Genomic DNA, 12423 nt, shown 5'->3' with positions numbered 1-12423 from the left:
GTTTGCATCATAAATCTGCCTCTTCACAAGAGATCCGGTGATGTCTGATCTTGCAAAATGGTCAGACAGGAGGTTAGGCTATATGCAAAGAATCCTGCCAAATAACTACCTGCCTCAGTTTGATCGTGTGCAATCGTCGCGCTCACTGCTTTCGAATTTGAACCACACGAAAGCAATCAGCCTGAGAACCCACCCGAAGGTTTGACTAGAATGCGAATGATCGAGACCACTTTCCATTTCTTGCCACGAACACTTTCCCGGGGAATTTTCTATTCTCTGGGCTGTCTGCTGTTATTGACCAACCCCGCTTTGACGAACGCAGAGCTGTCGAGTGTTGAGAAATCGGAAAAACAGTTTCAATCAAATGTCAAACAATTTATCACGAAATACTGTCTCGACTGCCATACGGGTGATGAAGCAGAAGCCGGCCTGTCGCTGGAGAAATACAATACCCGATCCAGCATTCTGGAACAGCGGGAAGCCTGGGGAAAAATTGTCAAACGCATTCAGATTCAATCGATGCCCCCGAAAGACGCCGGAACTCTGCCGACCGATAAAGAACGGGAAGATGTTCTGGCCTGGTTTGACGATGCCTTATACGGAGTCGACTGTTCGGGCGATGTAAACCCTGGTCGGGTTACGATCCGGCGATTGAATCGTAATGAATACAACAACACAATCCGCGACCTGGTCGGCATTGATTTTCAGCCTGCGAAAAACTTTCCCTCCGATGATGTCGGTTACGGTTTTGACAACATTGGTGATGTCCTGTCATTGCCGCCACTGTTGATGGAAAAGTATCTGGATGCTGCGGAACAGATTTCAGAGAAGGCCATTTTTGCAAACACTCCTGAGAGTTATCCCTGGACGAAGATCCCGGAGAAAAGCTTTAAGAAAGAGGGGGCCGTCAATATCAGTAAACGCAGCGCCGGTTTTCACTCGCGCGGCACGATCCTGGGAACGATCAATCTGAAACAGGCGGGCCAATATGAATTTCGGATTGTTGCCGGCCAAACTCCGGCGGGTAAAGATCCAGCGAAGATGGAAGTCAAGCTGGATGGAAAACTACTGAAAACATTTGATGTCAAAGCAAACAGAAGCGTTCCCAAAACCTTTACTTTCCCCAAGGCGATTTCACTGCCGAAAGGGAAGCACGTCCTTTCGATCTCCTTTTTGAACGACTTTTACGATCCCAAAGGACCGCCGAAAAAACGAGACCGCAACCTGTATGTGTTCGACGTAGCATATAAAGGACCACTGGGCCAGCTTCCCTCTGATCTTCCGAAATCACACAATGAAATCATCACCTGTACTCCCGACAGTCGGCGATCAGTTCGTTATTGTGCAGAGAAGATTTTACGAGACTTTGGGACACGGGCTTTCCGTCGCCCCGTCAGCCGTGATGAAGTCAAACCTGTCGTCGAGCTGGTCGAAGCGACGGTGAAATCAGGCAGAACGTTCGAGCAGGGAATCCAGGTGGGAGTCCAGGCGATTCTGGTCTCGCCTCACTTCCTGTTCCGCATTGAAGGCATTCAGAATCCTGGCGGCAGCGGTGACGTGCAGAATGTCGCCCAGTACGAAATTGCATCGCGGCTGTCTTACTTTTTGTGGAGCAGCATGCCGGACGAAAGACTGTTCAGTCTGGCAGCACAAGGGCGGCTCACCGATCCACGCACCTTGCAGGTAGAAGTCAAACGCATGCTGGCAGATCCCAAGTCGGAAGCATTCGTCGAGAACTTTGCCGGTCAGTGGCTGAATCTGCGTAACCTGGAAGAGTTGACTCCCGATCCTCGCAAGTTCCGCGGCTTCAGTACGCAGTTGAAAGAAGACATGCGACATGAAACGGAAGAATTCTTTGCTCACATCATGAAAGAAGATCGGAGCGTGATCGAATTCATCAACGCCGATTACACTTTTATGAATGAACGGCTGGCAAAATTTTATGGTAACAAAGAAGTCAAAGGGGAAGAATTTCAGAAGGTCAAACTCGATAAGACGAGACGGGCAGGACTGATTACCCAGGCCAGTATCCTGACACTGACTTCGAACCCTGGACGGACTTCTCCGGTAAAACGGGGAAAATGGATTATGGAAAATATTCTGGGAACGCCCCCCCCTACACCTCCACCGAATGTGCCTGAGCTGGAAGAATCAGCCAGTGCGAAGCCCAATGCAACATTACGGGAGCAGCTGGCGTTACACCGAAAAATTCCTGGTTGTGCTGCTTGTCATGATCAAATGGACCCCCTGGGGCTGGGATTTGAAAATTTCGATGCCATCGGGCGCTGGAGAGATAAAGAAGGCCGGAATAAAATTGATTCATCGGGTCTGTTGCCCAGTGGTGAGTCTTTCAACGGACCGATCGAATTAATTACAATTCTGGAACAGCAGAAACAGGGATTCTGCCGATCTTTAACAGAGAAGATGCTGACTTATGCCATTGGTCGTGGAGTAGAGTTCTACGACAAATGTGCCATTGATGAAATCACCGCGAACTTTACCGCCAAGGGATATCGCTTTTCGGCGCTCGTCACCGAAATCGTACTCAGCGATCCTTTCCTGAAAACGTCAAAGAGGTCCTCAAAATGACACAGCTTCTGAAACGTCGTACCTTTCTCAAAGGAATCGGAACCACAATGGCGCTGCCATTGCTGGAGATCATGCAGCCCCATTCCAGTCTGGTCTCGGCTGCAGCCGCCACCGCCGGAAAAGCTCCTGTGAGAACCGCGTTCATCTTTTTCCCCAATGGAGTCATTGGCCCTTCGTGGATGCCAAAGACCACCGGAAGCGGCTATGAATTACCCAAATCCCTGAGGCCGCTTGAAAGTCTGAAATCGGACATCAACGTGATCTCGGGATTGGCTCAAATCAATGGACGTGCTCTAGGCGACGGTGCCGGCGATCATGCTCGCAGTGCTGGGGTGTATCTCACCAGCTCCCACCCGACCAAAACCAGTGGTGCCGACATCAAAGCCGGCATCTCGGTCGACCAGGTGGCTGCACAACAGGTCGGACACCAGACTCGACTTCCATCTCTGGAGCTGGGTCTGGTTCGCGGACGTAATGCAGGCCAATGTGACTCCGGTTACAGTTGTGCTTACTCATCCAATATTTCCTGGCGAACACCTTCGACTCCGACGGCAAAAGAAATTGTACCGAAACTGGCATTCGAACGTTTGTTCGGTGGTGGTGCGGAACGAGAAAAACAGCGTGCCCGTCATATGAAAGATCGCCAGAGTATTCTGGATCTGGTCAAGCATGACGCCGATCAGCTGAAAAAACAGCTTGGCAAAAGTGACAAACGCAAGATCGACGAATATTTTTCCAGTGTCCGTGAGATTGAACAGCGAATCGAACGCAGTACGCAACACGAAAAAATTAAGCCACCTGAAATGCAACTGCCCGCTGGTATTCCCAGTGATCTGGAGGAACATATCCATCTGATGTATGACCTGCTGGTTCTCGCATTCCAGACGGATACAACACGCATTGCAACCTTCATGGTTGGCAATGCCGGCAGTAACCGCACCTACCCGATGGTGGGCGTGAATTCGGGACATCACGAATTGTCTCACCACCGCAACGATGAAAAGAAAATGGCCGATATTCAGAAGATTGATGAATATCTGACGAGCCAGTTTGCTTACTTCCTGAATCGCCTGCAATCAACGCCGGAAGGGAACAGTAATCTACTGGACAATTCCATGATCTGTTACGGTAGTGCACTCGGCGATGGAAATCGTCATACACACCATGATCTGCCGATCATACTGGCGGGTAAAGGTGGCGGTACGATTAAGACCGGCTACCATCATCAATTACCAAGCGAAACGCCACTGAGCAATCTGTTTGTCTCAATGCTTGATCGTGCAGGTGCTCCCGTGCAATCGTTTGGTGACAGCACAGGTCGTCTGACAGTCATCGACTCGTAGTACGACTGACGCGATTCAATATATTTACTTTGTTCAGGCTGCTCACTCGATCCAGTGGGCAGCCTGTTTGCGTTTCAGATTCGTATAGACACATATTTCGCTCTGTCTTAACATGCGCCTCAATTCGCACAGCTTACACAGACAACCCCACATTCACCAGAACATGCACCTGGTATGGAAACCTCTCTGCATCGTCAATTGAAATCGTATTATGCACCGAATGCAGATTGCGAGGAAATCACCCTGGGTTCCTACCGCATTGATGCCGTCGACGGTGATCGCCTGATCGAAATTCAGCACGGCTCGCTGGGAGCAATCCGGGACAAAGTCAGATGTCTGTTGAAAGACCATGACGTGCACGTCGTCAAGCCAATTGCCATTCGCAAGTATCTGGTCAAGCGGAAGAAAAAAAACGGCGAACCGATCTCGGCTCGTTTCAGCCCCAGCCGGGGATCGGTGTTTGATCTGTTTGAAGATCTGGTTCACTTTACGAATGTGTTTCCGCATCCACGGCTGACGCTGGAAGTAGCGCTGACAATTCAGGAAGAGCATCGGATCGCCCGCAAGCCACGACGCTGGAGGGGAAAAGATTATCGGGTCGAGGATCGGGTATTGCGTTCGGTTGAAGAGCAAATTGAACTCACTACGGCGTCAGACCTCTTGAACCTGATTCCGGGAAAACTTCCTTCTCCCTTTCATACAAAGCATCTGGCAGAAGCAGCCGGCGTCCAGCGGTGGCTGGCACAGAAGATGGCGTACTGCCTGCGCAACACGGGTGCGATTACTTTGGTGGGAAAAGAAAAAAACGCGTTGCTGTATGAAATCGCGGCCGAAGAGCAGGCCGCTGCGTAATAGAAAAAAGGAAACTCCCGAAAAGATTAATTGTGAGCTTCAATCACAATAGATTTGACTACCAACCAACTTTCTCAAAATCCGTATAGAGCCATCAAGTCCTAGGCTGCCGCTGACACTTATAGGCCATTAAATTCGGCAGTCAAAACAACCCAAGTTGTCATCCGTATTGACACAAGCGGTTTTTTCCGGGAGTTCCCCTATCTGACTTTATCAATCCCGTCCGGAATGCAATCTGTCATCACCTAAGACTTAACTACTAGACCGTATTAACAGATAGAAACTGATCGCAAATATATGACTAAAAAGTCAAATACTGACGCGTCATTCAATCAAAATACGGTTCGTGGCTGAAACACCTCTGCCTGTTTTAAAGTTGTTCTCGAAAGATCAATTTCATCAGACTTCGATGCCTATTTAGGTTTTGACTGGAAACAGTCCGAGTCGGAATGGCAGTAAAATAAGTTTACTCAGGTGGCATGTTTTTTGAGATCGAAAGATGTTTTAAATGAAAACGGATTCGAGCTCTGTGACAAACCAAACCTAATTCTCAGGGTAACTTTTCTTCCCAAAGAGTCAACATAGATGAGAAGAAAAAGCGCACGAAAAAAAAATTCGTTTTTTTCGATCAGGATAGATTACCGAACGTTGACACTTGCGTTTCTGTTTACATTCTGAAAGTCACACGCATCAACGATCGTGTTTTCATTTTTGCAAACAGCAAATAAACGCGGTGTTGATTACAGGATACCCTTGGAAGAAGGGACTCCCTGTTGGCGAGAGTCAATCGAAACCGCCTGTCTCAGCGCACGCGCGGTACCTTTGAATAAACCTTCTGCAATATGATGGCTATTCGCGCCGTGATGCAGTACCTGATGCAGGTTTAATAATCCATTCGAAGAGAACGCCTGCCAGAATTCGCGCACCAGTTCAGTATCGAACTGTCCCACTTTTTCAGTCGGAAAATCGACCTTGAAAATGAACCAGGAGCGGCCGCTTAAATCGAGAGCCGTTGTGACGAGTGTTTCTTCCATGGGAATGGTCATCGAACCATAACGCGTGATTCCCTGTTTATCCCCCAACGCTTCGTTGAGCGTTTTTCCCAGACAGATTCCGACATCTTCTACCGTGTGATGATAGTCAACATCGAGATCGCCGTTCGCTTTGATGGTCAAATCAAACAAGGCATGTCGGGCCAGCAACGTGAGCATATGATCGAAGAAACCAACGCCCGTCTGGATATCTGATTTGCCACTGCCATCCAGCTCCAAGGTTAATTCGATCTGGGTTTCGGCGGTCTCACGTTTAATGGATGCTTTGCGACTCATCTTAAGGGGACTCATGTGTTAAAGGATCAAGGTTTCAGCTTTATAATCTTACAGCCCGGTGATTGATTCTCAAAAATGCATCAGCAATGCCGAAGGACTTGGTCCGAATTCCCATGCTGGTCGGCGGTGTGAATCGTATAACCGGTTTAACCCGACCTGAGCGAAAGGCAAGCTATACCCGATTTAACAATGATTCAGCCGATCTCGCGTAAGGCATCGACGACCTGCCCGACCTCTTCGTCGGTCCCGACCGTGATTCTGAGTCCGTCCAGAACGCCTTCTTCCAGAGAAAACTTCATATAACGCACCAGAATTTTGCGACGTTTCAATTCCTGATAACGACGTTCATGTTCGCGATCGGGGTGAGTACACCAGACAAAATTCGTCTGGCTGTCGACCGCTTCAAATCCCAGATCACTGAGTTGTGTAATCAGCTGATTGCGCGTCGTTCGAATTCGATTCGTATTGGCCTGCATCCAGTCCTGATCTTTGAGTGCCGCCGTCGCAGCTGCCAGGGAAAGCGTGTTGCAGTTATAACTGTCCTTGACCTTTCGCATGCCGCGAATCAGCTCCGGATGCGCGACGGCAAAGCCGAAGCGAATGCCCGCCAGACTGTACGACTTACTCAGAGTGCGAGTAACCACAATCTTTTCACCGAAGCCGGCCTTTAACACTTCACACCGGTGTGGTCTGTCACAAAAATCGCCGTAGGCTTCATCCAGCACGAGGACTCCCTCTGTGGGAATCAACGACAAAAGGTCTTCATCGGGCCAACGGTTTCCGGAAGGCGCATTCGGATTGGGCACAAACAGAATTTTACTTTTTGCTGCGACTTCCAGTGCATCGGCGACAGGCCAGTTCCAGTCGGGCTGGAGTTGAATTTTCTGAAACCGGGCTCCCTGAATTTCTGCCAATGTTTCATACAATGTGTAACTGGGATAAGGCGCAGAAACGATTTCATTCGGATCTACAAACGTCCGCATCAGAATCGTTAATATTTCATCACTGCCATTTCCGGGCAGGATCCAGTCAGGATCGACCTGAAACAATTCAGATGCAACTTTCCGAAATTCTGTCGCAAGCGGATCTGGGTAAATATTCAAACGCCCTTCGAGGGCCTTCTGTACAGCCTCTTTCACATCCGGCGAGGGAGGGTAGGGATTCTCATTGGTATTGAGTTTGACCCAGCCAGATTCCTGAGGTTGCTCACCGGGAGTGTAGCCTTCCATCTTTTGAACTTGAGTACGAAACAGACTCATATTGTTGATCTCTATAAAAGCGAAATAGTTGGCCCGTCTGAGTATTCATCGGATTTCCCGATAAGAACCTGAAATAAGACAAGTTAATCCAGACAAGAGTTCTCAAAAAAGTGAAGTTCGTTTCCAAAATTTCGAACTTCAGAAAAACCCCTGCAAACATAGCGACTAACCCTTGCCTTAGACATTAAACAGGAAGTGACAGATATCACCGTCCTGCATAATATATTCTTTCCCTTCGACGCGAAGTTTGCCGGCTTCTCGGATCGCTTTTTCGGACTTATATTCTTCCAGGTCAGCTACCGAATAAATTTCTGCACGAATAAAGCCGCGTTCAAAATCAGAGTGAATGACACCCGCGGCCTGGGGACCAGTCGCTCCGATAGGGATCGTCCAGGCACGAATTTCGATTTTCCCGGCAGTGAAATAACTCTGCAGTCCGAGGGTGTGGTAAGCAGCACGGGCGACGACAGCTAGTGCCGGTTCTTCCAATCCAACGCTCTCGAGCATTTCCTTACGATCGGCTTCATCCAGTTCGGCGATCTCAGCTTCCAATCGACCGCAGACGGGAACCACGTCGCCCCCTTCTTGAGCGGCACGTTCCCGAACCCGTTGTACAAGTTCCCCTTCTCCGAGAACATCATCTTCATCGACATTTGCCAGGTAGAGAACCGGCTTGGCTGTCAGGAACTGATATCCTTTGAAGATTTTCTGCTGATCCGGATTATCAAACGTCAACCCACGCAGTGGTTGTTCCTGAGACAATCTTTCCGCACACGCCTCCAGCACGACCAACCGCGACTTTGCTTCCGCATTCCCTGACCGGGCTGTTTTGGCCGCTTTGACTTTCGCAGATTCAACGGTCTGCATGTCAGCCAGCATTAACTCAATATCAATCGTTTCGATATCACTGATCGGATCGACTTTGCCTTCGACATGGATCACATCGCTGTCTTCAAAACAACGGACCACATGCAGGATGGCATCGACATTACGAATATGGGAGAGAAATTTGTTCCCCAGCCCTTCCCCTTCCGAAGCACCGCGTACAATACCAGCGATATCCACGAGCCTTAAAATGGCAGGGATGACTTTGTCCGTCGGAATATAATTGTGAATTATCTCCAGCCTCGGATCTGGCACGTTGACAATTCCCACATTGGGTTCAATCGTACAGAAGGGATAGTTTTCACTAGCAATTCCTGCCGCCGTTAAGGCATTAAATAACGTCGATTTACCTACATTTGGCAGGCCAACAATACCAGCTTCCATAGCTCTTTTCAGTAATTAAAAAATGGTGATATAATGAGAGCCCCGACTTACATGAACTTTCCGGGGGAGGCTCACCCCTGATTGAGGATCATCATAGCGTAGTCAGGAATCAAAAGGAATTGATCGAAACTCCTGTTCTCTCCTCTTTTTCTTTCCGATTATACGGAAAAGAAGGCATGTACAACGAACCCCGGTCCTGAAACAGGGGTATAAATCGAAGACATGTTAAAATATTGCTACCTTTCCCTGAGGTGGCCAGTTAAACTGGAATTTGGATATTTATGCAAAAATCGATTTATATCTGAATCACTCCAAAGACCTAAACACTACGACGAGCAGGCTATGCGATCCATTTTGCACCTTATGACTTTCATCTTGATTTTTCTGGTCACCTGGCCAGAATCATATGCAGACACACCGACTGATGCGAAACCGAATATTATTCTGGTGATTACTGATGACCAGGGGTATGGGGATATTGCCGCACATGGCAACAGACTCATCAAAACGCCGAATTTGGATCAGCTTTATCAGAAGAGTTTGCGATTAACGAATTTCCATGTGGACCCAACCTGTGCCCCGACACGGTCTGCATTGATGACAGGTCGGTACTCAACTCGGACGGGTGTCTGGCATACCATCATGGGACGTTCTCTGATGGATACCAATGAAGTCACATTGGCAGAAATTTTCAAAAGCAACGGCTACCGGACCGGGCTCTTTGGGAAATGGCATCTGGGCGATAATTACCCACTTCGCCCCCAAGACCAGGGCTTTGAGACCGTTGTGCAACATGGCGGCGGCGGAGTAGGACAAACTCCCGACGACTGGAAAAACGATTACTTTGACGATACCTATCTCCGTCTGGGAAAACCGGAAAAGTTCACTGGATATTGCACGGATATCTGGTTCGATGAAGCCTGGAAGTTTATCGAAGAAGATAAATCAAAACCCTTTTTTGCTTACATCTCAACCAATGCTCCGCACGGTCCTTATCTGGTAGATAAAAAATATAGTGATCCTTATGCTGCCCAAAACGTGACCGGCAATATGGCTCCCTTTTACGGGATGATTACTAACATCGACGAAAACATGGGGCGGTTATTGCAACATTTGAAGGAAACAGGTCTCGAAGAAAACACGATCCTGATTTTCATGACCGACAACGGCACTGCCGCCGGCGTGCAACGTCCTAAGAAAAAAGACCTCTCCAAAAAACAGCAACGCCGACTCGCTAAAGGGAAGCCGGTAATACTTGATATCTGGCCCGGATACAACGCCGGGATGCGAGGAACAAAGGGTTCCGAGTATGATGGAGGCCATCGAGTGCCCTGTTACATCCATTGGCCCGCAGGCAAGCTCACTGGGGGACGAGACATCAACCAGTTGACTGCTCACATTGATCTACTTCCGACACTGGCAGAGCTCTGCGACCTGACTGTGTCCAGTGAATTGAAACTGGACGGCACCAGCCTGGTTCCAATTCTAAATGGAAAAAAAGAAGAGCTGCGAAAGCGCACCTTGATTGTGCACTCACAACGAATCGAAACCCCCGAAAAGTGGCGAAAATCAGCCGTCATGACCGATCGCTGGCGACTGGTGAATGAAAAAGAACTGTATGATATTCAGGCGGACCCGGGGCAGATTAAAAATGTCGCAGCCGAATACCCGGGCGTTGTCAAATACCTCACTGCCGAATATGAAAAATGGTGGGACAGTCTCACCCCAAAGTTCAGTCGCTATGTCGCAATTGGTCTTGGCGCACAGGCTGAAAACCCTTCCCATCTGACCTGCCACGACTGGCACGCGCCAATCGAACAGGTCCCGTGGAATCACAAGTTGATCGCCAAAAACCCGATCGCCAATGGTTTCTGGATTGTTGATGTGACACAGCCGGGGACTTATGAAGTCACGCTTCGTTCTCGCCCGGAATCTGCTCACCATTCGCTGAAGAAAGGGATCGCCCGCATTCAAATCGGAGACCAGAAACTGGAACAAAAAGTGGCAGAGGGAGACCTGTCTACAACCTTCACGGTTGAGCTAACCAAAGGCCAGAAAAAACTGCAGACCTGGCTCGATGAAGGCAACGGTGTTTCACGCGGTGCATTCTTCGTTGAGATATTCCGTACAGAATAGTCTGGAGATTCCCTTTCAGGAATGCTTCACCCTGCTGAAGCCTGTTCAATGCCCACTCTGGCTTGAATGCGGTCGGTATCTATCAACTGCTGTAGCCGACGTTGATTTTCTTCCAGTTGGTCACGCGAATTTTCCGGGTGCCATAAGTGAAATACGGGGGCAGCAAACCGGGCATCCTGATGATAAACGCCGTTTCTGATCAACCGCAGTACCAAGTCAGAATCTTCCATGCCCCAACCGGTGTAATCTTCATCAAACCCATTGACGGCCAGAAGATCCTCTTTCCAGGCAGACAGGTTACAGGTTTTGGCGCCTTCCCATGCTTTCGCCAGACGTCGCCGATACCAGCGTCCCAAGGGAATTTTGAATAACGGCAGCAGCCGGTTTATCTGTTTGCGACGGCGGGCCTGAAACCACTGCAGCCGATTCCAGGTATGAATGGGGATCTTTTCCTCTAGCACTTCCTGCGAAAAATGTTGTGACAGCAAAACCCGATTCCCTGACAGGAACCAGCCTTGGTCGGCCAGTCGCTGATGCTGCTGGAGAAACCAGGGTGCGGGAATACAATCGCCGTCAGTGAAAACAATATAGTCTGCTTCTGAATTCTGGATTGCCCGATTCCGAATGGCACCTGCGCGAAATCCTTCGTCTGCATGCCAGACATGCTTAACGGGAAACGGTGCCTGATCCCGAAACGTATCAATGACGGTTCTTGTTTCCTGTGTTGATCCATCGTCGGCAACAATCAATTCATCGGGAGGCCGCTGTTGCGAGAGATAACCAGCCAGCACGGCTTCCAATGCAGCCGGCCAGTTGTAAGTCGTAATAATGACAGCTAGTCCAGGCATGGAACGATCAGACTTCTTTCTGATTCTCGCGATTGATCACCATCAGTTTCAGATACCGATAATACGTTCCCTCAGCATTCGAAATCGCCAGCATGAATCCTTCCTTGCCATCCAGAAAACCGGCACGGAAGAAATAGGTTCGGAGAAAGGTCCACAAACCATGCAGGATCGCTTTACACAAGCCTGCAGTTTGATGCTCCTCGGCCATCATTTTTGCACCAGCGGTGGAATACGAATTCATGGTGTTTAAGACCTGCTCGATGGTCAATAACGATTCGTGAATGATCGGCTCTTTTAATTTTCCGGTTTTGCCTTCCACGATGATTCGTTCGTGAACCAGGTCATCACTGAAATGCGCTTTCCCTCTTCGAAACAAACGCACGACGCGGTCTGGCCACCAACCGCTGTGTTTCATGTAGCGGCCACAGTAATTAGAACGCCGAGGCATGGAATAGGCATCATACCGCTTGGGCATCTGGATCACACGTTTGATTTCTGTTTGCAGATCGTATGAAATTCGCTCGTCTGCATCGATCGAAAGCACCCACTCTTTGGTCGCATATTCGAGAGCCCTGTTTTTCTGCGGGCCGAAACCAGGCCAGTCCGTTTCATAGACTTTGTCTGTGTATTCTTTACAAATTCCAACGGTCTGATCGGTGCTGCCGGAATCTAATACAATGATTTCATCCGCCCAGACGACCGACGCCAGGCAATCCCGGATCGATGATTCCTCGTTCTTGACAATGACTATAATCGATAACGACATAAAGTTGACTTTTTTACTACATTACGAATTCGC

At 49.0% G+C, this 12423-nt stretch carries 9 protein-coding genes; 4 read left to right on the top strand and 5 right to left on the bottom strand.

What is annotated here, in order from left to right; genetic code table 11:
• Positions 1-210 precede the first annotated feature (210 nt).
• From Pan241w_RS03465 to Pan241w_RS03455, 3 genes are all read left to right on the top strand, one after another.
• Entirely contained in the window at positions 211-2589 is a 2379-nt protein-coding gene (locus tag Pan241w_RS03465) for a DUF1592 domain-containing protein (RefSeq protein WP_145211010.1), read from the top strand.
• Positions 2586-3932, top strand: a complete 1347-nt coding sequence (locus tag Pan241w_RS03460; RefSeq protein ID WP_145211007.1) for a DUF1552 domain-containing protein — start codon at positions 2586-2588, stop codon at positions 3930-3932. The genes Pan241w_RS03465 and Pan241w_RS03460 overlap by 4 nt, the downstream gene beginning before the upstream one ends.
• Positions 3933-4106: 174 nt before the next feature.
• Complete coding sequence (locus Pan241w_RS03455) at positions 4107-4784, top strand: hypothetical protein (protein WP_198000305.1); 678 nt, start codon at positions 4107-4109, stop codon at positions 4782-4784.
• Positions 4785-5524: 740 nt separating this feature from the next.
• Here Pan241w_RS03455 and hisB read toward each other — a convergent pair.
• From hisB to ychF, 3 genes are all read right to left on the bottom strand, one after another.
• Positions 5525-6112, bottom strand: coding sequence for an imidazoleglycerol-phosphate dehydratase HisB (gene hisB / locus Pan241w_RS03450; protein WP_145211004.1), 588 nt, complete (start codon positions 6110-6112; stop codon positions 5525-5527).
• Positions 6113-6306: 194 nt separating this feature from the next.
• Entirely contained in the window at positions 6307-7371 is a 1065-nt protein-coding gene (hisC, locus tag Pan241w_RS03445; RefSeq protein ID WP_145211001.1) for a histidinol-phosphate transaminase, read from the bottom strand.
• Between the two features lie 177 nt (positions 7372-7548).
• Positions 7549-8640 (bottom strand): redox-regulated ATPase YchF, encoded by a 1092-nt coding sequence (ychF, locus tag Pan241w_RS03440; RefSeq protein ID WP_145210998.1) that lies wholly within the window; start codon positions 8638-8640, stop codon positions 7549-7551.
• A 342-nt stretch (positions 8641-8982) separates the two neighbouring features.
• On the opposite strand from ychF, the gene Pan241w_RS03435 reads away from it, so the two are divergent.
• A complete protein-coding gene (locus tag Pan241w_RS03435) occupies positions 8983-10776 on the top strand; it encodes an arylsulfatase (RefSeq protein WP_145210995.1) in 1794 nt (597 codons plus the stop codon).
• 26 nt (positions 10777-10802) lie between these two features.
• Here the strand turns inward: Pan241w_RS03435 and Pan241w_RS03430 are convergent, their stop codons facing one another.
• Positions 10803-11624 carry a glycosyltransferase family 2 protein gene (locus Pan241w_RS03430; RefSeq protein ID WP_145210992.1) on the bottom strand — a complete coding sequence of 274 codons (822 nt, stop codon included), beginning with the start codon at positions 11622-11624 and terminating at the stop codon, positions 10803-10805.
• Positions 11625-11631: 7 nt separating this feature from the next.
• Positions 11632-12390 (bottom strand): glycosyltransferase family 2 protein, encoded by a 759-nt coding sequence (locus Pan241w_RS03425; RefSeq protein ID WP_145210989.1) that lies wholly within the window; start codon positions 12388-12390, stop codon positions 11632-11634.
• Between the last annotated feature and the right edge of the window lie 33 nt (positions 12391-12423).

The sequence above is a fragment of the Gimesia alba genome, assembly GCF_007744675.1.
In the GTDB taxonomy this organism is placed as follows: Bacteria; Planctomycetota; Planctomycetia; order Planctomycetales; family Planctomycetaceae; genus Gimesia; species Gimesia alba.
Note: the sequence above shows the minus strand (reverse complement) of the source record. Positions and strands in the feature narration are given on the sequence as shown.